Origin of the sequence: Haloprofundus halobius, from assembly GCF_020097835.1 — an archaeon.
Taxonomy (GTDB): domain Archaea; phylum Halobacteriota; class Halobacteria; order Halobacteriales; family Haloferacaceae; genus Haloprofundus; species Haloprofundus halobius.
This window is the reverse complement of the sequence record NZ_CP083666.1, coordinates 306,140-327,197: the sequence shown is the minus strand read 5'-3', so window position 1 is coordinate 327,197 and position 21,058 is coordinate 306,140. Positions and strand designations below refer to the sequence as shown.

The 21,058-nt window shown below is 67.2% G+C and carries 25 protein-coding genes and 1 tRNA gene; 10 read left to right on the top strand and 16 right to left on the bottom strand.

Going from position 1 to position 21,058, the window contains the following annotated elements; all coding sequences use genetic code 11:
• Window positions 1-94: 94 nt before the first annotated feature.
• Window positions 95-168, top strand: a tRNA-OTHER gene (locus LAQ74_RS01690).
• A gap of 823 nt (window positions 169-991) precedes the next feature.
• Entirely contained in the window at window positions 992-1,117 is a 126-nt protein-coding gene (locus tag LAQ74_RS20290) for a hotdog family protein (RefSeq protein WP_255647713.1), read from the top strand.
• A gap of 24 nt (window positions 1,118-1,141) precedes the next feature.
• On the opposite strand, the gene LAQ74_RS01685 is transcribed toward LAQ74_RS20290, so the two are convergent.
• The 3 genes from LAQ74_RS01685 to LAQ74_RS01675 form a co-directional block, all read right to left on the bottom strand.
• A complete protein-coding gene (locus tag LAQ74_RS01685; RefSeq protein WP_224334215.1) occupies window positions 1,142-1,495 on the bottom strand; it encodes a hypothetical protein in 354 nt (117 codons plus the stop codon).
• Window positions 1,496-1,629: 134 nt separating this feature from the next.
• Window positions 1,630-1,863 carry a DUF7130 family rubredoxin-like protein gene (locus LAQ74_RS01680; protein ID WP_224334212.1) on the bottom strand — a complete coding sequence of 78 codons (234 nt, stop codon included), beginning with the start codon at window positions 1,861-1,863 and terminating at the stop codon, window positions 1,630-1,632.
• An 80-nt stretch (window positions 1,864-1,943) separates the two neighbouring features.
• Window positions 1,944-2,195, bottom strand: coding sequence for a hypothetical protein (locus tag LAQ74_RS01675; protein ID WP_224334210.1), 252 nt, complete (start codon window positions 2,193-2,195; stop codon window positions 1,944-1,946).
• A 13-nt stretch (window positions 2,196-2,208) separates the two neighbouring features.
• Between LAQ74_RS01675 and LAQ74_RS01670 the strand changes: the two genes are divergently transcribed.
• Window positions 2,209-2,523, top strand: coding sequence for an MTH1187 family thiamine-binding protein (locus LAQ74_RS01670; RefSeq protein ID WP_224334207.1), 315 nt, complete (start codon window positions 2,209-2,211; stop codon window positions 2,521-2,523).
• Between the two features lie 10 nt (window positions 2,524-2,533).
• Here the strand turns inward: LAQ74_RS01670 and LAQ74_RS01665 are convergent, their stop codons facing one another.
• Window positions 2,534-2,788 (bottom strand): glutathione S-transferase N-terminal domain-containing protein, encoded by a 255-nt coding sequence (locus LAQ74_RS01665; RefSeq protein WP_224334204.1) that lies wholly within the window; start codon window positions 2,786-2,788, stop codon window positions 2,534-2,536.
• A gap of 53 nt (window positions 2,789-2,841) precedes the next feature.
• A complete protein-coding gene (locus tag LAQ74_RS01660) occupies window positions 2,842-3,210 on the bottom strand; it encodes a glutathione S-transferase N-terminal domain-containing protein (RefSeq protein ID WP_224334192.1) in 369 nt (122 codons plus the stop codon).
• Between the two features lie 98 nt (window positions 3,211-3,308).
• On the opposite strand from LAQ74_RS01660, the gene mch reads away from it, so the two are divergent.
• Complete coding sequence (mch, locus tag LAQ74_RS01655) at window positions 3,309-4,250, top strand: methenyltetrahydromethanopterin cyclohydrolase (protein ID WP_224334189.1); 942 nt, start codon at window positions 3,309-3,311, stop codon at window positions 4,248-4,250.
• A 3-nt stretch (window positions 4,251-4,253) separates the two neighbouring features.
• On the top strand, window positions 4,254-4,742 hold the full coding sequence (locus LAQ74_RS01650; RefSeq protein ID WP_224334187.1) for a double winged helix-containing putative transcriptional regulator: 489 nt from the start codon (window positions 4,254-4,256) through the stop codon (window positions 4,740-4,742).
• A 16-nt stretch (window positions 4,743-4,758) separates the two neighbouring features.
• Here the strand turns inward: LAQ74_RS01650 and LAQ74_RS01645 are convergent, their stop codons facing one another.
• The gene (locus LAQ74_RS01645) at window positions 4,759-5,106 is read right to left on the bottom strand and encodes a hypothetical protein (protein WP_224334184.1); all 348 of its coding nucleotides are present in this window, start codon (window positions 5,104-5,106) and stop codon (window positions 4,759-4,761) included.
• An 87-nt stretch (window positions 5,107-5,193) separates the two neighbouring features.
• The gene (locus LAQ74_RS01640; protein WP_224334182.1) at window positions 5,194-6,855 is read right to left on the bottom strand and encodes a GTPBP1 family GTP-binding protein; all 1,662 of its coding nucleotides are present in this window, start codon (window positions 6,853-6,855) and stop codon (window positions 5,194-5,196) included.
• 167 nt (window positions 6,856-7,022) lie between these two features.
• On the opposite strand from LAQ74_RS01640, the gene LAQ74_RS01635 reads away from it, so the two are divergent.
• On the top strand, window positions 7,023-7,658 hold the full coding sequence (locus LAQ74_RS01635; protein ID WP_224337393.1) for a cupredoxin domain-containing protein: 636 nt from the start codon (window positions 7,023-7,025) through the stop codon (window positions 7,656-7,658).
• A 79-nt stretch (window positions 7,659-7,737) separates the two neighbouring features.
• Here the strand turns inward: LAQ74_RS01635 and LAQ74_RS01630 are convergent, their stop codons facing one another.
• Entirely contained in the window at window positions 7,738-8,244 is a 507-nt protein-coding gene (locus LAQ74_RS01630; protein WP_224334180.1) for a J domain-containing protein, read from the bottom strand.
• Window positions 8,245-8,557: 313 nt separating this feature from the next.
• On the opposite strand from LAQ74_RS01630, the gene LAQ74_RS01625 reads away from it, so the two are divergent.
• Both LAQ74_RS01625 and LAQ74_RS01620 read left to right on the top strand, forming a co-directional pair.
• Complete coding sequence (locus LAQ74_RS01625) at window positions 8,558-8,677, top strand: C2H2-type zinc finger protein (RefSeq protein ID WP_224334177.1); 120 nt, start codon at window positions 8,558-8,560, stop codon at window positions 8,675-8,677.
• 149 nt (window positions 8,678-8,826) lie between these two features.
• Window positions 8,827-9,498 carry a right-handed parallel beta-helix repeat-containing protein gene (locus LAQ74_RS01620; protein ID WP_224334175.1) on the top strand — a complete coding sequence of 224 codons (672 nt, stop codon included), beginning with the start codon at window positions 8,827-8,829 and terminating at the stop codon, window positions 9,496-9,498.
• A 22-nt stretch (window positions 9,499-9,520) separates the two neighbouring features.
• On the opposite strand, the gene LAQ74_RS01615 is transcribed toward LAQ74_RS01620, so the two are convergent.
• The 3 genes from LAQ74_RS01615 to ppc form a co-directional block, all read right to left on the bottom strand.
• Window positions 9,521-10,654 (bottom strand): glycoside hydrolase 5 family protein, encoded by a 1,134-nt coding sequence (locus LAQ74_RS01615; RefSeq protein WP_224334172.1) that lies wholly within the window; start codon window positions 10,652-10,654, stop codon window positions 9,521-9,523.
• A 128-nt stretch (window positions 10,655-10,782) separates the two neighbouring features.
• On the bottom strand, window positions 10,783-11,580 hold the full coding sequence (gene pyrF / locus LAQ74_RS01610) for an orotidine-5'-phosphate decarboxylase (RefSeq protein WP_224334169.1): 798 nt from the start codon (window positions 11,578-11,580) through the stop codon (window positions 10,783-10,785).
• 69 nt (window positions 11,581-11,649) lie between these two features.
• Complete coding sequence (ppc, locus tag LAQ74_RS01605; RefSeq protein ID WP_224334167.1) at window positions 11,650-14,346, bottom strand: phosphoenolpyruvate carboxylase; 2,697 nt, start codon at window positions 14,344-14,346, stop codon at window positions 11,650-11,652.
• Between the two features lie 265 nt (window positions 14,347-14,611).
• On the opposite strand from ppc, the gene LAQ74_RS01600 reads away from it, so the two are divergent.
• Window positions 14,612-15,448, top strand: coding sequence for a ubiquinol-cytochrome c reductase iron-sulfur subunit (locus tag LAQ74_RS01600; protein WP_224334154.1), 837 nt, complete (start codon window positions 14,612-14,614; stop codon window positions 15,446-15,448).
• A 203-nt stretch (window positions 15,449-15,651) separates the two neighbouring features.
• On the opposite strand, the gene LAQ74_RS01595 is transcribed toward LAQ74_RS01600, so the two are convergent.
• From LAQ74_RS01595 to LAQ74_RS01585, 3 genes are all read right to left on the bottom strand, one after another.
• A complete protein-coding gene (locus tag LAQ74_RS01595; RefSeq protein WP_224334152.1) occupies window positions 15,652-15,924 on the bottom strand; it encodes a ubiquitin-like small modifier protein 1 in 273 nt (90 codons plus the stop codon).
• 78 nt (window positions 15,925-16,002) lie between these two features.
• Entirely contained in the window at window positions 16,003-17,208 is a 1,206-nt protein-coding gene (locus LAQ74_RS01590) for a DUF8167 domain-containing protein (protein WP_224334142.1), read from the bottom strand.
• Window positions 17,205-18,455, bottom strand: coding sequence for a potassium channel family protein (locus LAQ74_RS01585; RefSeq protein ID WP_224334139.1), 1,251 nt, complete (start codon window positions 18,453-18,455; stop codon window positions 17,205-17,207). The genes LAQ74_RS01590 and LAQ74_RS01585 overlap by 4 nt, the downstream gene beginning before the upstream one ends.
• A gap of 137 nt (window positions 18,456-18,592) precedes the next feature.
• Here LAQ74_RS01585 and LAQ74_RS01580 point away from each other — a divergent pair, with 137 nt between their 5' ends.
• Complete coding sequence (locus LAQ74_RS01580) at window positions 18,593-19,768, top strand: NAD-binding protein (RefSeq protein ID WP_224334136.1); 1,176 nt, start codon at window positions 18,593-18,595, stop codon at window positions 19,766-19,768.
• A gap of 114 nt (window positions 19,769-19,882) precedes the next feature.
• Here the strand turns inward: LAQ74_RS01580 and LAQ74_RS01575 are convergent, their stop codons facing one another.
• A complete protein-coding gene (locus LAQ74_RS01575) occupies window positions 19,883-20,614 on the bottom strand; it encodes a guanosine phosphorylase (RefSeq protein ID WP_224334126.1) in 732 nt (243 codons plus the stop codon).
• 51 nt (window positions 20,615-20,665) lie between these two features.
• The gene (locus tag LAQ74_RS01570) at window positions 20,666-21,037 is read right to left on the bottom strand and encodes a winged helix-turn-helix domain-containing protein (RefSeq protein WP_224334125.1); all 372 of its coding nucleotides are present in this window, start codon (window positions 21,035-21,037) and stop codon (window positions 20,666-20,668) included.
• Window positions 21,038-21,058: the final 21 nt, after the last annotated feature.

Below are 21,058 nucleotides of genomic sequence, written 5' to 3'. Positions count from 1 at the left end.
CGCGTCTCGACTCCGAACTGTCTCGCAGCGTGATAAGGGAGAAAACGCCTTTACAACTGCGGGGCATCGATAGAAACGCAGACGCAGTCACCTCGCGCTGGTAGTGTAGCGGTCAACACGCGGTCGTTTCCACGGCCGCAACCCAGTGTTCAAATCCTGGCCAGCGCACTTCTACGATTCAGTCCCTCCGAGCGACGGGTTTCATTCCGTCGCGAGGCGCTGAAGCGGTGAATGCAGTAACCGGCTTTGAGCCAGTCAGTCGCGCGCAACGAACACTATGAGCGAGCACGTCTGACCCAGTTCGAATCCTGGTCAGCGCACTCCCTTCGGTCGTACGCCGCCCAACCCTCGCAGACCGCCGGTCTGCTCGGTCCCGACGAGACTGCGTCTCGTCGTCGTTCACCTCGCTTGCGCTCGGTGAACTCCTGGCCAGCGCACTTCTCTCAACTCGGTACTCCGAGCGGCGCACGCACCTTCTCGAAACCCTCACAGTCAGTCCACACGGCGTGTGGCCCACAGATTGATAACGACCACCTGTGACGCGTCAGTCGCTGTCGACGGAGCGTCGAGAGTACGGTAACGCATCCGGGCACGTCGCAAGTTCTGCAGCGGGAACGCTGAATTCGACGCCCCGCCGGAGCACCGCACGCCGCACCGGGGGAAGTCCACCGGCCGACCGGAACGGACCGGAGCGCAGCGACGCTCGCGGTCCGACGGTCGGTCGACGACGGTCGTGCGAGTCCACGGGCGACACACCTCGTCGAACACCGTGCAAATTTTTTCGGCGATACCGGAACGGTCATTCTCCGAGCGGGCCGTGCGTACGGCATGGAATCCGAGTCCGCCGCGACTCCCCGAGCGTCTACGAGGAACTCGACCCCGACGGTCGCTGGGAGTTGGGGTCGGCGATACTGACGAGAGAGGAAATCGTCGAGTTCGCCGGCCGGTACGACCCGACGACACCCTCTCGGGGTGAGTCGAACTCGGAGAGATGCGCATCTCGGAGTCGGACCCCAATCGCGGCCACGTCGACGTGGAGACAATCGGCGTGAATCAGCGCGGAGCGGTCGTCATCTCGTGGACCGCACACGCACTCGTCGCCCGACGTCCGCGGTGACAGCGCGGCTTTCGACCGAGTCCGTCACCGTCGTTCGTCGCCGTCAGGTTCGAGTTCACTCCTGCCGAGGTCGAGTGCGTCGCCGTCATCGTCGTCTCGCGGGAGCGTCGCGTCCTCGTCAACGCCGAGCGAGAGCGTCTCTCCGGTCTCGATGCGGGCGAGGCCGTCGAACTCGCAGAGCGACGAGACACCAGATTCGGGGACCGTCACCAGTACGGCTCGAAACCGCAGGTCGCGTACGACGGAACCGTCCAGCTCCCGGACGCTCGCTTCGAGGGCGTCCCGGCGCGAGGTGTCGCCCAGTTCGACGACGAGCGTCGCCTCCTCGTCGTCGATAGGGTCGTCGCGCATCCGGCGAACGGGATGTGAGAGGTACACGACGGAAGGTGAACGCTCGCGAGCAAAACGAATCCGGTTCGGAGTCGAAGTCGGTGACGGCGCTTGTCGAGTGGGTTCGCTTGTCGAGTAGGTGCGCGACGCGCGGTGTCGACGAGACGGAGGCCGAGAGATGCTCAGTCCTCCGTCCAGTAGTACAGTTCTTCGCGCGGCGCGCCACAGCCGGAGCAGGCGTCGGGGAACGCTTCCAAGTCGCCGGTCTCGCTGCAGCGGTGACAGCGCCAGACGAGGTACGCTTCGCCGAAGTCGGAGCGAACGAGTCGTTCGTTGCGGACGACGGTTCTGCGCGGTATCGAACCGGCGGCGGTCGAGTTACTGGCGGGTCGGTCGACCAGTGAGTTCGTGTTCATCAATACCCATACACAACCTGCCGAGATAAACTCGCAGCCAGAACTGACGTTTCGACGTATCTCGTCCGGAGCTTCGCCGGTCACTCCTCGTCGCGAACGGACCACCGGAGTTCGAGACCGTACCGGCCGTCGGCGAGTCGGAACGGCGATCCGTCGGTTTCGGTCTCGACGCGCTGCGGTCGCGGCAGCGTCACCGAACTGTCGCCGGCCACTATCGTCATCTCGTCGCCGGCGTCGAGGAGGCGGTCCAGTTCGGTCAGCGGCGATGCGGGAACGGGACCGGTCGACTCGACGGCGACGGGACCGACCCGCAAAGTTAGGTCGCTGGCCATAGATCTGACACGTATGACCGTCATCGCACTACTGAGCGTCGCACCCGTGAAAGAAGAGAGCATGGCCGCCGACGTGGCCGAGGCAGTCGCCGCGCTCGACGGGTTCGACGTCGACTACGAGACGAACCCGATGGGGACCGTTATCGAAGCCGAGGACGTCGACACGCTCCTCGACGCCGTCGCCGCCGCGCACAAGGCGATCGATGCCGACCGGGTCAGCACGTTCCTCAAGATAGACGACAAGCGAACCAGCGACGAATCCGCCCGGGAGAAAGTCGAGGCCGTCGAGCGCGAACTCGGCCGGGAAGCGCGAAGCGACGGCGAGTAGCGCTACGCTCTCAGCCGTAGTGCTCGTCGAGGTAATCGACGATGTCGTCGCTCTCGTACATCGTCTTCCCGCGCGCGTGATCGACGAGGAAGGGAATCTGGTCCTCGCCGCCGAGCGCCGTGAGTTCCTCGTGAGTCTGTTCGTTCAGCACGTCGCCGTCGTGCGTCCGCGGGTTGTGGACGACGTAGGAGACGCCGAGGTCGGACAGTTTCTGGCGCGCCTTCTCCGAGTACGGACAGCCTTCGGCTTGGTAGAGTTCGAGCATCGCAGGGTGTGGTCGACGGCCAGTCAGTAATAGCTGGGCCGCGCCGAACCTCGTCACCGGACGACCTGTAGCAGTCGTCCGGCGACGCCCGCGACGGTGCCGCGCAACCCGTTCTCGGTCGGTTTGTGGACCTCGACGGTCGTCCGCGCCTCGCGCGACCCGTCGTACTGTCCGTCGAGGTAGGCGACGATGGCGTCGCTCTCGTACAGTCGAACGCCCCGGTCGTGGTCGACGAGGAACGGAATCTGGTCCGCGTCGCCGAGCGCGAGCAGCTCGTCGTACGCCTGCCGGTTGACGACATCGCCGCCCTCACCGCCGGGCAGCCGTGGCGTGTGGCTGACATAGGAGACGCCGAGCTCCGACAGTTTGTCCCGGACTTTCGCGCAATGCGGGCAGCCTTCGGCTTGGTAGAGTTCGAGCATCGTGCACGACTGTACCGCGCGGCAGGAACAAAAATCCGTATACCGACTGCCGAGCGCCGACCGCCAAACCCTTTATCCGAATGGGCGCAACCGGGAGTATGGACAGTCTCAATCGGATGGCGATAGAACTCGTCGACGAGGCGCTCGACTTCGCCGACGAGTTGAACGTCGGCGCGTACGAGTTGGAGTCGGGCGCGACGGTGCTTGACTTCGGCGTCGACGCGACGGGCGGCGTCGAGGCCGGGTTGTTGCTGACGGAGATTCAGACCGCCGGTCTCGCCACGGTCCAGAGTCGGATGGGCGAGGTCGACGGCGCGCCGATTCCGCACGTCGAACTGTCGACGGACCACCCCGCAATCGCGCTGCTCTGCTCGCAGAAGGCGGGATGGGAACTGGAGTTCGACCGCTTCGACGGCCTCGGCAGCGGCCCCGCCCGCGCGCTCGTCGGCCAGGAGTCGGAGTTCGAGGCCGTCGGCTACTACGACGAGTTCGACCTCACCGTCCTCGCCGTCGAGAGCATCGACCTGCCGGGCGACGAGGTGGCCGAACACGTCGCCGAGCTCGCCGAAGTCGAACCGAGCGCCGTCTTCCTGCCGACGTTCGCCGTCGGCTCCATCGCCGGGAGCGTCAACATCGCCTCGCGCGCCGCCGAACTCGCCGTGTTCCGTCTCTTCGAACTCGGCTACGACCCCCGAGACGTGCTCTCGGTCAGCGGCAGCGCCCCCATCGCCCCCGTCAGCTACGACGAGGGCGTCGCCATGGGCCGCACGAACGACGCGCTCGCCTACGGCGGCAAAGTCCACCTGACGGTCCGCGACGAGTTCGACCGCTTCGACGAACTCCCGTCGACCGCCGCCGACGAGTACGGTACGCCGTTCGAGGACATCTTCGCCGAGAACGACTGGGACTTCTCGCAGGTGCCGGTGTCGGCATTCGCGCCCGCGCAGGTGACCGTCGACGTCGTCGACGGCTCTACCCGAGTGTTCGGCGAGACCGACGAGGACCTGCTCGCGGAGTCGTTCGACCTCCGCGAGCGCTGAGCCGTGCGGTTCAAACTCGTCCCGCCCGCGCCCGACGACCTCGGCGTCGTCGCCGACGCCCAGAAGGCGGTGCCGCTGGTGCCCGACTCCGAGGACGACTGCTGCGAGCGTCTGATGCGCCGCGTCGGCTTCCCGAGTCGCGACGCCGCCCGCACGTGGTTGACGTTTCTTCGCGCCTTGGAACTCGCCACCGAGACGCCGACCGGATTCAAGCGCACCCGGACCGACCCGACGCCCGACCACCTGCGCGACGCGTTCGTCCGCCGAGTGTTCGCCGCCGAGGAGGTGCTCGCAGTGGTAGACGACGCCGAAACTCCTGTGAGCGTCGACGAGGCGTACGACCGCGTCCGTGACCGAGTGCCGCAGTGGGAGCATTTCAAAAACCCCAAGCGGTGGGAAGAGATCTGGCGCGAACGAGTCGGCGACGTACTGGAGTGGTTCGTCCTCCTCGACGGAGCCGAGCGTCGAGACGACGGCTACGTCCGGAGCTGAACGCCGGCGTGTCGCCTCATGACCGTCGGCGGGCGAACACGTCCCCCAGATAGCTTCCCGCGAACGCGCCGCCCCCGCCGACACCGATCGTCACCGTCTGTCCTGCACCGACCGCACCCGCTGCGCAGACGGCGACGGTGCCGACGAGCAGCGCGCCGAGCGAGGCGAGAAACGCCGCGCCGCTGTCGAACGAGTCTGAACTCTCGAACCCGCCGAACGCCTCGGCTCTGAGCAGTGGAATCACCACCGCGACGCCAGCCACGATGGCCAGCGGCCCGTCGAGCCCCGTCGTTCCCAGTACCGCCGTGACGACGCCCGCGAGCAGCGCACCGGTGAGCGTCAGGGCGACTCGCCGCTGTTCCATGGGACGGATAGTCGCTTCGAGAGGATGAAGTTGCGGGAGTCGTGCTAGCGGAGCCGCCGATGGGGAGGCGGGGGTCGTCAGTCGCGCTCAGTCGTAGTGGACGTCGGTGACGGTGCCGACGCCCTTGCTCTGTCCTTCGCGGAAGACGAACCGTTGACCGTCCTCGATGAGATACGGTCGGAACTTGAACTCGACGCGGGAGTGGCCGGTGTCGCCGGGCAGGAGACGCCCTTCTTCGGGGTGAAACACCGCCGCCTCGCTAATGGTTTCGAGGTGGATAACGGGTTCGTAGCCCGTTCCGATGCGCGTCGGGTGGTTGAGCACCATCACGTCGGCCTCGAACGAGCGGACGGCGCGGGGGTCAGCGTCCCGCGGGACGAGCACCATCCCGCGCTCGATCTCGGCCTCCTTGACGCCCTTGAGCGCGATGCCGACGATTCGCCCCGCCTTGGCTTCGTCGACGCGGTGGTAGTGCATCTCGATGGAGCGCACCTCCACGTCGCGGAAACTCCCGTCGGGCATCGGCCCGAGCAGCAGTTCGTCGCCCGCCTCGACCGTGCCGGAGTTGACTGTCCCGGAGGCGACTGCGCCGACGCCGGTGACGCTGTAACTTCGATCGATGTACATCCGGAACTGGCCCTGACCGTCGCTCGTCTTCGGCAGCGTCTCGAACAGATAGTCGAGGTCGTCGATTCCCTCCATGGCGACGGCGCTGGTCCGGAGGATGGGGACGACCGAGTCGCTGATCTCCTCGACGGCGGCCTCGACGCCGTAGCGTTCGACCGGCAGCGGCGTCTTGCCGACGTCGCGGAGCAGTTTCTCGACTTCGTGCTCGACTTCGGCGACGCGCTCGTCGCTGACGGCGTCGACTTTCGTGATGGCGACGATCGTCGGCAGTTCCGTCGCGAGCAGGATGCCGAGATGTTCGCGCGTCGTCTTCGTCGGCCCGTCGTCGGCGGCGACGACCAGCAGGCCGTAGTCGAGTTTCTGGCCGACCAGCCCGCGGATGGTGGTGCGGAGCCACGGCTCGTGGCCGACGGTGTCGACGAAGGAGACGAGGCGGTCGGCCGTCTCGACGACGCGGGCGCGGTCGCTCTTGCGGTGGGGGTTGCGCATGTGGACCGGGCCGTCGTCGTCGAAGCCGTAGACGGCGTACGAGAGGTCCGCCGAGAGGCCGCGTTCGACCTCGTGCGGTTGCACGTCGAGGAAACCGCGAGTCCCGCCGTCGCCGTCGTCGGCCTGTCCGGTGACGAGCGACCCGACGAGCGTGGACTTGCCGTGGTCGACGTGGCCCGCGGTGCCGACGACGATGTGTTCCTCGTCTGTTTCGAGCATCGCGCCCTCGCGGACCGTCGCGACGCCGACGAGGCCCGCGCCGGGCGCGTCGTCTCGCGGGGTTCCCCCGCTCGGTCCGTTCGAGACGCGTTGCGTCTCGCCGCCGACGCCCCAGGTGTCCACGTCTTCGATGTGCGCGCCCGCCTCCTCGGCGAGCAGCGAGAGGACGTCCATCGACTCCGAGAAGGCGTCCGCCGAGATACCGGCGATACCTCCGTCGTCGGTGACGCCGACGACGTACGTCGCCTCACCGTCGCCCGAGAGGACTCGGTGTCGGAGTTGGGCGGCGAGACTCTCCATGCGGCCACCGGAGAGGTGGACCTCTTTGGAGAGCCGTTCTTTGAACTCGATGTACCCGCCTTCCTCTTCTCCGCGCTGTAGGGCCTCCTCTAAGGCGGCCCGGTCGGCGCTCATGGGCGGCGGTAAGCGTCGGTTTGCTAAAACCTTTTTCGTGTTGTGAGTACACATGACACTATTCGGATATCGAGTACTCTGGAACCCTCCCGCCGTCGTTCCCCGGCGGACGCTGTTCACTCAGGGTTCACGTTTACGCACGCTCCTCTGGAAAGCCTCCTCGAACTATGGCGCGACGTACAGAACTCGACCGACGGACGACGCTTCGACTCGCGGGGACCGCCGTGGCCGGTGTGGGGGCGGCCGCGACGGGAACTGCGGCGGCACAGAACGACGGTGAAGGCGGTGACGACGGTCAGGGTGGCGGAGGAGACGGCGGTGGAGGAGACGACGACGGGCAAGGCGGCGGTCAGGGAGGCGGTCGGCGGGGACCGCCCCCGTTCGAGGTCGTCTTCGGCGGCCGGACGCGGGGCTGGGTCGGTCGCGCTCCGGTCGGCATCGAAGGACAACAGAACCCCGGGCTTCGGTTGGTACCGGGCCGCGAGTACACGTTCACGTGGCAGAACGTCGACGGCCGGCAACACGAACTGCTCGTCGTCGACGGAGAGGGGAACGAACTCGTGGCGAGCGATGAGTCCGCCCGGCGTGGCGAGCGCGTCAGCGTGACGTTCGTCGCCACGCGAAACATGACCGAGTACTACTGCGAGTACCATCCACAGTCGATGCGCGGCCGGATCGAGGCGAGACCGTGTCCGGTCGCCCTGAACCCCGGCGGCGGAGAGGGTGGAGGCGGTCGAGGTGGAGGCGGAGAGAGCGGAGGCGGCAACAGCGAAGACGGCGTCGAACCCGACGAAGACGGATAATCGGAGGTTCGCGGTCAGCGTGGCGACGAATGCTGGAACTGTCCGTCGGAAGGCGCAGAGCGACCGACGGTCCCCCACTTCACTCGGTCAACGACTCGTACGCCCGGTTCACCCGCTTGAACGACTCCTCGTCGCCGCTCTCGGTGTCGGGATGAACGTCCTTCACCTTCGAGCGGTAGGCGCGCTTGACCTCGTCGATACTCGCGCCGGGTTCGAGGTCGAGCGCGCGGTACGCCTCCGCGCGAGTCGGCCCCCGAGTCTCCCGCGGTGCACCGGCACCCGCACGAGTTCGCGCACCGCCCCGTGCGCCAGCGCCCGCGCCACGACGCGCCCGCCGCCGGTTGTCGCGGGCGTTCTCGCGACGCGCGCCCGCGCCGAAGCCCGAGGGTTCCCGGCGAACGCGACGGTGGCGCGTCCGCTCGGCGAGTCGGCCGCTCGCCTGGTACCACATGAAGTACGTCGTCGCGCCGAAGGGGATGGCGAGAAAGAGCAGAAAGAGCTGGTAGGTCAGTCCGAGAACCGCGAGGAGGACGGTAATCCCCGCGAAGACGGCGGCGAGTCCCATGATGAGCTGGTCGCGGTCCACGGAGTCGATACGGACTGCATGGACCTAAGGCTCCCGCCCGGCATCGGACCCGACGCGCGTCTGGGACTCGGCGCGGCGTGCGGTCGATGCTGCCCAGCGCTCAAGTGACTCGGTGCCGTACGCAACCTATGAGTGTCAGCGGTGTCTGTCAAGTGTGCGAGTCGGCGGAAGCGACCCAGACATGTCCGAACTGCGGCGCGATGGTCTGCGACGACCACTACGACCGCGAACTGAGCGTCTGCACCCGGTGTGCGTCCGCAGCGCGACAGAGTGGCGGCGAGACGGCCGAAATCGACCGGTCGGACGTACTGAAATGACGGAGTCAGAGGACGAAACCGCGTCGAAACCGTACGTCTGCGAGACGTGTGGGAAGGAGTTCGAGAGCGAGGAGTCGCTCGAAGCGCACCTCCGCGACGCCGGGCTGGTCGACTGAGACGGTCGACGGCTCTCCGAGTGGGTGGCTGCGGAGAACGGAAGCGCGTCGCCGTCGTCCCGTTCCCAGAGACGCCGCGTCTCGCGACTATTTTATAGCATTTCTAACAGTTGCGATATATTAACTTCACTTCCGTCGTCCTCTCTACAATGCGTCGTGGCGTCCGCCGGTGGCTACCAGTCGTTCTGTTGGTCGGAGTGGCGATTGCGGCGGTTTCAACGGGGGTTCCGGTCGGTACCGACGGACCGGCGGCAGTCCCCGACAGTCGAGCGGCGGCGTCAGACGCCGACTCGGAGGCGACGCCGATAGAGTCGTGCACGACCATCTCCGAACCCGGTCGATACGCGCTCACCGAAGACATCGAGAACGGGGGTGGGACGATTTTATCGCGTGCCTGCATCCGTATCAACGCCAGCGACGTCGTCCTCGACGGCGGCGGACACGCCGTCGACGGCCGCGGGACGAGCAACACCACCGGGGTCGCCGTCACCCACGCCGCCGAGCGAAACGTCACCGTTTCCGACCTCCGCGTCACCGGCTGGCACCGCGGCGTCGACTACGGAAGAGCCTCCTGCGGACGCGTCAGCGACGTCGTTGCGGCGAACAACTCCTACGGGCTCTACCTCGGGGAGGCGACGGGCGTCCGCGTCAGCGACAGCGAACTGCGAGACAACCTCGTCGGCGTCGAGACGGTGTGGGCGGTCAATCGACTGTCGGGCGTCGACGCGCGGGAGAACGCGGGGGCCGACGTCCATCGGCGTCTCCCCGCACCTCGACAGCTCGCCGAACGGATGGACTGCCGACCGCCGAACGGCGACTGACCCGACGCGCTCTCGGCCGGCCTCACGGTTCCGGCACCCACTGGCTCGCCGACTCCGCCCACTCGGGCCACTCGGAGCGCTCCTCGGCGTGGAACTCGTCGTCGCCGGACATCGCCTTCAGCGCGCGGGCGTCGTCGAGACTCCACACCGCGCCGTCCTCGTGGAAGAGGCCGTTGACGACGCCGCTCTTGCGCTGGAGGGGTACGTACGCCGGTTTCACCATCAGCGACCAGAAGAAGTTGTCGACGCCCGCGCGACGGATGACGGGCGCGAGCGACGCGTAGTTCGGATACCAGTCGTCGCGCGTCACCTCCCCGGTGAATCCGACGCCCGTGCGGATCCGCTGCCACTCGGAGAACCAGACGGGTCGGTCGACCCGTGATTCGAGTCGCTTCGCGTCCGCCAGGAGGTTCTCGACGGTGCCGGGTCGGTTGGCGAAGTTGTAGTGGAACTGGAGTATGTCGGCTCCCCAGTCGAGATACTGCGCGTTGTTCGTGAGACTCGTCGACCCGACGGTGAGCGGCACCGACCCACGCTCCTCGTCTACCGTCCGAAACAGTTCGCGGGCGAAGCGTAGCTTCAGCGGGTCCCACCCCGGTTCGTTCATCAGTTCGACGGCGAGCAGGCGCTCGTCGTCACGGTAGCGCTCCATGAACCACCGTACGAACCGCCGCGAGTTCTCCCAGCGTTCGCGCTCTTCGAGGTGCCAGCGTGCGGGCGACTGCACCGCCGTCGCCGTGAGTGGGTCGGTGTCGGTCAGGTTCTCCTCGGTCGGTTGCTGACCGATCGAGTCGAACAGGCCGAGGAGCACGTCGATGTCGCGTTCGGCGGCCGTCGCGAGGAAGTGGTCGACGGCGCTTCGGAGCCCTTCGGGGTCGTGCATCCAGTACTCGTAGTCGAGCCACGTCCGGACCGCGTTGAGGTTCAGCGACGCGGCGTACCCGAGGTCTCGTTCGACGACCGACCGGTCGTAGTCGGCCCACATCTGGTAGGTGTTGTACGCTCGCGATGGGAGATAGATCGCGCCACGAACGTCGACCGGCGGTCGAAACACGCTCTCGGCGTCGACAGACCCGACGAGACAGCCCGAAGCGGCGGCCGTCGCCGCTGCCGCACCCGCCGCGAGGAACTGCCGTCGTCTCTGCTGACGTACCATCTGAGGTCAGTATACCACGAGCGGTTAATTAACTCTAGTGACAGCATTCGAGCGCCGAGACGGAGACGAGGACGAAACAGTCGTCGACGAGGTGATGTCCGAGACCGAGGCGACATCCGGGACCGACGCTACGCCCGGAACTCGTTGAGTCGCCGTTTCATCCGCCGGGCGGCCCGTCCGGCGGCCTTCTCGAACCCTTCGCCCTCGCCGGCGAAGATGATGCCGCGCGAGGAGTTGACGAGGCCGACACCGTCGGCGCGCAGGCCGAACTCCACCGCCGCCTCGGCGTCGCCGCCCTGCGCGCCGACGCCCGGGACCAAGAACGGGAGTTCGGGCACCTGCTCGCGCAGCGTCTCCAGTTCCTCGGGGGCAGTCGCGCCGACGACCAACCCGACGTTCCCGTTCCGGTTCCAGAGGTCTGCGAGCGCCGCGACGCGCTCGTACAGCGGTTCGCCCGTGTCGAGTTCGAGGGCTTGCAGGTCCGCCGCCCCCGGATTCGAGGTTCGACAGAGGACGAACACGCCCTTGTCCTCGCGGGAGAGGAACGGTTCGAGCGAGTCGCGGCCCATGTACGGGTTGACCGTGATGGCGTCCACGTCGTCGAGCAGTTTCGCGTACTGCCGCGTCGTGTTGCCGATGTCGGCGCGCTTGGCGTCGAGGAGGATGGGGACGCCTTTCCCCTCGGCGTAGGCGATGGTCTCGCGGAGCGAGCGCCACCCCTCCTCGGACTCGTAGAAGGCCGCGTTCGGCTTGTAGACGGCGGCGTGTTCGTGCGTCGCGTCGATGATGCGGCGGTTGAACGCCCACTGCGGCAGGTCCTTGTCCTGTAGGTGCTCGGGGATGCGAGACGGGTCGGCGTCCAAGCCCACGGAGACGACGCTGTCGACGGTGGCGATGCGGTCGGCCAGGCGGTCGAAGAAGTTCATTGCAGGCGCGTCGAACGGGGGGAGGCTAAGTGTTGCTCTTCGGCGGTACCGAGCGGTTTCCGTGCGCGACTACCCCGTGTTCTTCATCCCGGCGGCGATACCTTTCACCGTCAGGCGGAGCGTTCGCTCCTCCTCGGTCGTCCGGTGGGTCTGCGCCATCAGATGCGTCTGCAGCAGGTTCAGCGGGTCGACGTACGGATTGCGGCGGCGGAGGCTCTCGTCGAGCCACTCGCGCGTGAGCAGCGACTCGCGACCCGAGATCGAACGCACGAGGTCGGTCGCGTCGCCGTACTCGTCCTCGATGCGGCCGAAGAACTCGGCGCGAAGCGACGCATCGGCGAGTTTGGCGTACTCGGCGGCGATTTCGAGATCCGTCCGCGCCAGCGATAGCGCCGCGTTGTCGAGCGTCGTCCGGAAGAACGGCCACTCGTCGTACATCTCTTCGAGCGTCTCCTCGTCGCCGCCGTCGTCGAGGTAGGCGTTCAGCCCCGTCGCCAGCGCGTACCAGCCGGGGAGGATGCACCGCGACTGCGTCCACGAGAACACCCACGGGATGGCGCGGAGGTCCTCGACGGTTCGCTCGCCCGACCGGGAGGCGGGACGAGAGCCGAGGTTCAGTTCCTCGATGACGGTGATGGGCGTCGCCTGCTCGAAGTAGGAGACGAACCCCTCCGTCTCCAGCAGGTCGCGGTACTCCTGTCTGGCGGCGGTGGCCATCGTGTCCATCGCCTCGGCCCACTCGTCGGGGACGTGCTCCTTCGGCTCCTGTAGCGCCTCGTAGCGCGCTCGAATCTGGGCGTCGAGCATCTGTTCGAGGTTGCGCTCGGCGATGCGCGGATTCGCGTACTTCTCGGCGATAGCCTCGCCCTGCTCCGTGAACTTGATCTGACCCGTCACCGTCTCGTTCGGCAGCGCGAGCATCGCCTGGTTCATCGGACCGCCGCCGCGGGAGATGGAGCCGCCGCGGCCGTGGAACAGCCGCATCTCCACATCGTGCTCGTCGGTAATCTCGGCGAGGCGGCGCTGGTTCTTGTAGAGGTCCCAGTTCGCCGCGAGGAAGCCGTTCTCCTTGTTCGAGTCGGAGTAACCGAGCATGATCTCCTGCAGGCCGTTCCGCGCAGCGAGTGCCTGCGAGTACGCCTCGTTCTCGAACAGCGTTCCCATGATGCGGCGCGCGCCGTTGAGCGCGTACTCAGTTTCGAGCAGCGGGACGATGTCGATGCCGCAGTGGTCGGGCAGCGAGACGACGCCCGCCTGGTCGGCGAGGAACAGCACTTCGAGGACGTGACTCGGCTCGTCGGTCATCGAGATGGCGTAGGTGTCGATGGCGCTGTCGCCGTACTCGCGCTGCCAGTCGCCGAGTTTGCGGAACCGACGGAGCACCCGCGTCGTCTCGTCGGAGAACTCGTCTAGTTCGTCGAGGTCGAGCACCGGTTGCTCCTGCAGGACGGCCTCGGTGAGCAGTTCGACGCGCTCGTCCTCGTCCATCGAGCGGTACTCGATGCCCTCGACCGCCAGCGCCTCCGAGATGGCGCTCGTGTGCTTCTCGCGGTGGTCACGCAGGTCGAGGCTCGCCAGACTGAACCCGAACGTGTCGACCTGTCGCATCAGCGGTTCGACGTACGCCGAAGCGACGCGCTCGGCCCCGTTCTGCTTCAGACTCGCCGCGATGGCTTCGAGGTCGGCGGTGAGTTCGGCGGCGGCGTCGTAGCCGTCGGGGCGGACGTCCTCGACGCGTTCGAGGCGCTCGCGCATCAGTTTCAGTTTCTGACGGTACGGTTCGTCGGGGTAGCGCGTCGTCGCCTCCTCGGCCGCGCCGGGCAGGCGGTCGCGGTCATCTTCGAGCGACTGCTCGAACGTCGGCCCCACGTCGATACGACTGCCGTCCTGACTGAGCACGCCGGAGAGCCGCTTGAGTGCGGTTCGGTAACGGTCAAGGACGACCGAGCGCTGGCGTTCGAGCGTCTCCTCGGTCACGTCGACGGTGACGTACGGGTTGCCGTCGCGGTCGCTGCCGGCCCACGAGCGGAACTCGAACAGTTTCGGCACCCGTACCTCGTCGCCGTACGCCTCCGAGACGATGTCTTCGAGTTCGCTGTACACCTCGCCGGTCACGTCGAACAACGTGTTTTCGAGGTACCACTGGACGTTTCGAGCCTCGTCGGTCGGTTCGGGGCGACGGTTTCGGACCTGTGCCGTCTGCCAGAGACTCGTCACCTCGGCGTCGACCCGGTGCCACGTCTGGTCGTGCTCCTGGTCGGTGAGTCGTCGCTCGTCCAGCGTCTCCAGGTCGCCCGCGATGGAGCGGAGCTTCGATTTGACCGTCTTCCGCCGGGCTTCGGTCGGGTGGGCGGTGAACGTCGGTTCGACGAGCACGTCGTCGAGAACCCGCTGGACGGTGTCGGCGTCTGCGTCGTCCTCGACGAGGGCGGCGACGGTTTCGACGAGACTGTCGTCGAGCGTCCCGTCTTGGGACCCGCGTCTGACCGCCCGGACGCGTTCGCGCTCCTCGGCGAGGTTGATGAGCTCGAAGTACGTCGTGAACGCGCGAGCGACGACGCTCTCGTCGCCCGACCGAAGTCCGCCGAGTACGTCGTACAGTTTCTGTCTCGAATCCGTGTCGCCCTTCCGGTAGCCGATGGCGTTCGTCCGGAGCTCTTCGACCGTCTCGAACGCTTCGGTGGACGTCTGGGCCTCCAGTACGTCGCCTAACAGCGCACCGAGTTCGCGGACGTCCTGCCGAACCGTCCGGTTGTGCAGGTTCATGCCTACGTGTACGAGTGGCATAGGGTAAAAGTCCGCGACACTCGCCGAAAAATTGCCTCGGAACCGAGTACAGTTATAGACGGCGCTCGGTCTCACGTCGAGGAGTGAGAAGAACACCTGAGAGGCGCGCGTCGATGAACGTTCGGGTTCGATCTTCGACGTTCGGAGCTCGACGAGGCCGTCGCCGCCGGGCGAGTCTCGGAGACGGCGATGGAACTCCCACCCACTTCGTCAGTCTTTTTATCGGTCCCCCTAACGGCTAGGTATGAGCGACAGCGACAAGTACCCCGCCGAATCCGGGCGGCGTCGGTTCGTGAAAGGCGTCGTCGGCGGCGCTACTCTCGCGGGCGTGGGGGCCCTCGGGACCACGACCATCAACGCCGCGACGAGCGCTTCGGGTGCGGGTGGCGGGTCGACGCAGGCGTACGCTATCGAGAACATCGCGGGACCGGCACCGCGCGGGATGCCACAGATTCCCGTCGAAATCGACGACGACGGCAATATCAGGGGTATCTGGCCCGAGGTGAAGACCGTCGAACAGAACGGAGTCGAAGTAGAGATCGCGGAGATGCAACTCGGCGGGACCACGTACTCCTCCGAGTGGTTCCAGTACTGCGGCGTCGAGTCGTACGAGGGTCTCAGCCCGTCCTACGAGAGCGACAACTACTTCCTCTCGGACTCCGCACCGCCGTACTCCTGGCAGCAGGAGTCCAAATCCGAGGGCGACCAGATCAACATCAGCGACTTCGAGGACTACGAGTCGTGGGGTAACGGTATCGGACAGGCCGGTATCGGGAAACCGGCCTCCGCGACGTGGCGCTCTGAGGACGCCGAGGACGTCATTCCGGTGCAGATGATCCGGAGTACGCGCATCGAAGAGGCCGCACAGAACAACCAGTGGCTACAGGCGAGTACCTCTCAGGGCGTCATCGCTTGGCTCAACAAGTGCACGCACTTCTGTTGTGTCCCCGGCTACAAGACGACCGGGTCGTCCGCGACGTTCGGCGGCGCGGACGCGGTGTACTGTCAGTGTCACCAGTCGGTGTACGACCCGTTCAGCGTCGTCGAGACGCTGTTCGTCGCCCGCCCGCGGCCCGAGTAACGACCGGACGCCGACGCTCTCGGTTCTCTCCTCCGTTTCCCACTCGTCTCCGTTCTCGACTCTCTCCTCTGTTCTCGACGTAGTGGCTTCGAGCGGCGAACAGGCGGCGCGCTCTCGAGAGAGTGCGCCGCACACCCGCCTCGACTCCCTCGCGACCGTCGTCAGGTCACGTCGCGAGTTGGCCCCGTGTTCGTTAATAAACCTCAGCCGCCGCTGACCGGCGGGAACAGCGCGAGTTCGTCGCCGTCGGCGACGGGCGTGTCGAGACCCTCGCTCGTAGACACGTTCTCGCCGTTTCGGAGGACGTTGATGTGGTCGCGCACCTCCCCGTCGTCGTCGAGGACGCGCGCTTCGAGCGCCGGACGCGCCGAGAGCAGCGCGTCGAGTGCGTCGCCGACCGTCTCACAGTCGGCGTCGACCGAGACGGTCCGACCCCCGGCCGTCTCCGCGAGGTCCGCAAAGAGCTTCCACTGCATGCGCACCACTCGCCGCGCGGACCACATGAGGGTTGCGGGGTTCCCGGAGCACAAAACCCACGTCGCCCGGTCGGCCGCTCAGTCGTCGCTCGCCACGTCGGTCGCCGTCCCGATAGTGCGTTCGAGGCGGCGCAGTTCGTCCGGACGCGCGATAACGTAGAGCGTGTCGCCCGTTTCGAGCGGCCGCGACCGCGGCGGGATGGCCTCCACCGACCCGGTCGTCGAGCGGACGGCGACGACGGTCGTCGCGAGGTCGCCGACCGTCGCGTGCGACCCGGAGTCCGTCTCGGCGACAGTGACGACGCCCATCGTCTCCTCGGCGGTCCGGAGCAGCGCCGCGAACTGGCGGTCGGCCGCGGGGTCGACCGGAAGCGTGACGAGGCGATACGAGCGCTCGGCGTCGAGTCGGTCGACCTCCGCCTCGTCGATAGCGAGCGTCGCCACGTCGTCGGCCGTCGCGCGAAGTTCGCCGGTCAGCACTCGGTTCGGTCCCTCCCCGTCACCGGAGCGCCACACCTGCACGGTGTCACCCGGACTCGCGTCGAACGAGGGGTCGCCACGGACCGCGATGGCGACGCCGCCGGGCGCGAGCGTCGGCCCGATACCGGCGAGGCGACTGCCGAGCGCGAGATACTCGACTTCGCCCGCTTCGGTCAGGTCGACGTCGACGTGGCCGACGCCGTAGTCCTCGCGGAGGCGCGCGACGAGTCGTTCGCGGAGTTCCGCGACCGTGAGCCGTCGGGGGAACAGGAGCGTCTTCCCGGCGAGTGTCTCCTTCGTCGTGTCGGCGACCGGGTCGTACTCGGCCATGTCCTCGATCTCCTCGGGGAGCGTCACCGAGATGACGCGGCCGACCGAGCGGACGACGCGGCTCACCTCGTCTTCGAGTTCGCGGACGCCCGAGAACGCGAACGCGTTCGTCGCGAGCGCGTCGCCGAGTTGCGCGCCGACGGGCGCGCCGACGGTGGCGGCGGCGAGCGCGCCGAGGTTGAACAGCACGTTCCCCACGAGAAAGAGGTCGTCGCCGCCGTTCCCGCCGGCGGCGAAGTCGCTCAGTTTGGCTGTGTTGAGGTAGAGCACCACGGCCGACAGCCCGAGCAGGACGGTGAGTCCCCGCGGCGGTCGCTCCCGAAAGTACCAGCGGTAGCCGAACGCCCCGGCGGCGGCGACGACGGTGGCGGTGAGCGCGAACGCGACAATGTAGAGCGCGTCGCCGACGAGATTGTCCCCACCGCTTTGCAGCGTCGCCAGCACGGAGGACGGCGACGCGGTGACGCCCGTCACGTGGCCACCTCCGTGAACGCCGAGAGCGCCGCGGGCGTCCCGACGACGAACAGTTCGTCGCCCGCCGCCAGTTGCGTGTCGCCGCGAGGAGCGAACCGCCACCGGTCGCGGCGGACCGCGAGGACGGCTACGTCGTAGGCGTCGCGGACGCTCGCCTCGCCGAGCGTCGTCCCGTCGAGTGAGCCGTCGGTGCGGACCGTCAGTCGCTGGACGCGCCGTCCGGCGCGGCGCAGCAGCGTCGTCAACTCGAACTCGCGGCGCGTTCCGCGCGAGCGGACGACCACCTGCGGGGCGTCCACCGAGAGTAGCGCCTCGGCGTCCGGGCGGTCGACGGCGACGGTGAGTCGGCCCTCTCCGCCCACGGCGACAGGGGCGGCCGGGGCGACGGTCGGTTCCACCTCGCCCTCGTCGTCTGCGTTCGCTTCAGCCTCGTCGTCCGCAGCGTTCGGCGTCGTCGCCGGACCTGTCGACGCCGAGTCGGCGGCTCTCACTGCGACGACTGTCCCGTCGACGCTCCGGTCGGGTGTCCGAAGCGTCACCGACTCCCCCCGGGCGACGCCCGTCGGGACGAGCGTCTGGACGGAGACGGCGCGCTGCCCCGGCGAGAGGCGCTTGGAGAGGCCGCCCACCGGCGGGGCGGCCGCGAGCGTCGCGCGGGCGTTCTCGTCGAGCGTCACCGTCACCTCCGCGAGGTCGAAGTCGGTCCGCAGCCGTTCGGCGAGACGGGTTTCGAGTTCCGAGACGGGGACGTCAGCCGGGAACTCCCACTCGTCGTTTCCGAGTTCCGTGCGGAGCGCAGGCGAAAGCGGCGGGTACCCCTCGATGTCGTCGACCTCGCCCGCGACGGTCACCGTCACCCGGCGGCGGCCGCCGACGAGTTCGACCACGTCGCCCGAGAGCGTCCGCTCGCGGAGCGACTTGAACGTGATTCGCTTCGGGAGCGTGCTGCCGAGTTTGTCCCCCTGCGCGTGCGCGTACAGCGACAGCATCAGCACGACGAGGATGGCGATGGTAAGCGCGACACCGTGCTGCCCCTCGGTGAGGCTATCGTCGGTCAGCGCCAGCAGGCCGCCGTTCGCGCCCGCGATACCGAGCGCGAGCACGACGACACCGAACCCGGGAATGGAGACGCCCGTGAAGTACTTGAAGACGAAGCCGAGGCCCGCGGAGACGAGCGCGGGGATGATTCCCGTGAGAACGCCGAGATAGAGGCCACGCAGCACCTCGACCGGTATCGACTGCTCCATAGCGTCGGCACAAGCGGCCGGGATAAACCTCTACCGAACCAGCACCTCAGTAGTGACCCACCACGTCGATGGGAGACCATCTGGGCTCAAGCGCACTTCGGGCGAATTTATGTGTCGTTGCCGACGAAAGCGGTGGTATGGAGGTGAATCGGGAGCGACTCGGGGCGCGACTCGCCGTCGCGCTCACGTTCGCGGCGGCGATGCTGTCGATTATCACCGGCGTCGCCGGGTTCGGCATCCTCGGTCTCGACGTGCCGAGAATCGACGGCCCGCTCGCGGCGTACGTCCCGGCGTTCGTCCAACAGGCGGCCGCGTTCACCGGCGCGTTCACCGGCTTTCTCCTGTTGACGAGCGTGTTCGCGCTCCGCAACGGCCGCCGAATCGGGTGGTACACCGCGGTTCTCCTGCTCCCGCTCTCGGCCGCACAGGGGCTGTTACAGTCGAGCCCGCTCGCGTACCCGCTCGTCGTCCTCTCGCTTCTGGCGCTGTTCGTGGTGCTGGCGAACTACCGGCATTTCGAAAAGCCCACCGAGTTGACGACGACGCAGCAGGCGGCGCTGGCGGCTATCGCCCTCGCGCAACTGTACGGCACGGTCGGCACGTACGCCCTCCGAGACGAGTTCGGCAGCGTCGACACCCTCGTCGACGCGTTCTACTTCACGCTCGTCACCGCCAGCACCGTCGGGTACGGCGACGTGACCCCGGCGAGTCAGGCCGGGAAACTGTTCGTCGTCTCGGTGCTTCTCACCGGAACGGCGAGTTTCGCCGTCGCCCTCGGGGCGCTTTTGACGCCGGCCATCGAAGCTCGATTCGCCAGAGCGCTCGGACGCATGACAGACACACAGCTCTCACTCCTCGAAGACCACGTTCTCGTTCTCGGCTACGGGGACCTGACTGAACCGATTATCGAAGAACTGCAGGAAAGAACCGAGTTCCTCGTCGTGACACCCGACCCCGCCCGCGCACAGGAACTCACAGAGCGGGACATCCCCGTCCTCACCGCCGACCCGAGCGACGAGGAACCGCTTGCCAAAGCGGGCGTCGCCGACGCGCGCGCCGTCGTCGTCGCGACGAACGACGACGCCCAGGACGCGCTGGCGATTCTCACCGCCCGGCAGATGAACCCCGACGTGACCATCGTCGCGGCCGCCGCCCAGCGTCGGAACATCCCGAAACTGAAGCGAGCGGGCGCGGACACGGTCATCAGCCCCGCCGCGCTCGGCGGCCACCTGTTGGCGGCATCCGCACTCGGCGGCGAAGGAGCGGAAGACATCGCCGACAGCGTACTCCACGACCGTTCGGTCGAACCCTGACGAAGGGCAGATCGCTGCGTTCTCAGTTCCCAGTTCGGTCGACCCCGGTCGAGCATCCTCAGGCGTCGGCCACCGTCGTTTCGGGACGCGATTCGAGGTCGCAGGTACCGGGAGTCACGCGTACAGCGAAACGACTGCATCGAGCGTGAGACCGATAGCCCGCTCGACGTTGTTCTTCGCCTTCTCCGGCAGTTCCTCGTCGGAGTCGGCACCTTTCTGTGTGCCTTTCACGAGGTTACCGTCGACAGTACAGATGGCACCGGCGCGCATTCCCTTGCGGCGGGCGAGCGAGAAGACGGTGGCCGCCTCCATCTCGATGGCGAGCAGGTTCGCCGCGTTCCACTCCTCGACGTACTCGTCGGACTCGTTGTAGAACGCGTCGTCGGAGACGATGGGGCCGACGTGGACGTCTTCGCCGTTTTCCTCGGCGGAGTCGACGAGCGCCGTCAGAATCTCGTAGTCCGGCACCGCGGGGTACACCGCCGACTCATAGCGTTTCGAGGTTCCCTCCTCCTTGGCCGCGCCCGTCGCGACGATCATGTCGCCGATTTCGACGTGCTCCTGCAGCGCGCCGATGGTACCGACGCGGATCACCGTGTCGACGCCGACGCGCGAGAGTTCCTCGACGGCGATGGCGGCGGAGGGACAGCCGATGCCGGTCGAACAGATAGTGAGCGGAACGCCCTCGTACTCGGCGTTGACGATCTTGTACTCGCGGTTCTGCGAGACCTCCTCGACGTTCTCGCACTGCGTTGCGATTCTGTCGACGCGCCCCGGGTCGCCGGGTACGAGCGCGATGTCGTGTACGTCTCCCTCCTCGACGAGCAGGTGCGGCTGTTTTGCCATATCCGAGGGTCACGGGTAATCGGGAAAAACTGATTGGTCCCAGTTGCTTACTCAGCCGTACCGCTGCAGCAACTCGCGCTCCTCGGCGATGAGTTCGCTCACGCCGTGAGTCATGATGGCCTCGCCGAGCGCCGTTGCGACGTAGTACGAGTAGAGGCCGTCTGTTCCGCGCTCGCGGCGCTTTCGGTTGGCCACCAGCCCCACGTCGACGAGTTTGTCGAGATGGTAGTGCAGGCGGTTCGAGGGGCTGTCGAGGCTCTCGGCCAACTCGCTCGCGCTCAGTTCGCCCTCACGCAGCAGTTCGGCGAGCACGCGGTAGCGCGTCTCCTCGCCGATGGCGCGCTGCATCGCGAGGTACTCGCTCAGCGTGAGGACGCCGTCCTCGGGGAGTTCGGGGATGTTGGGGTGTTCGGCTTTGGACATGATGACCTTAGACCGCCAGCA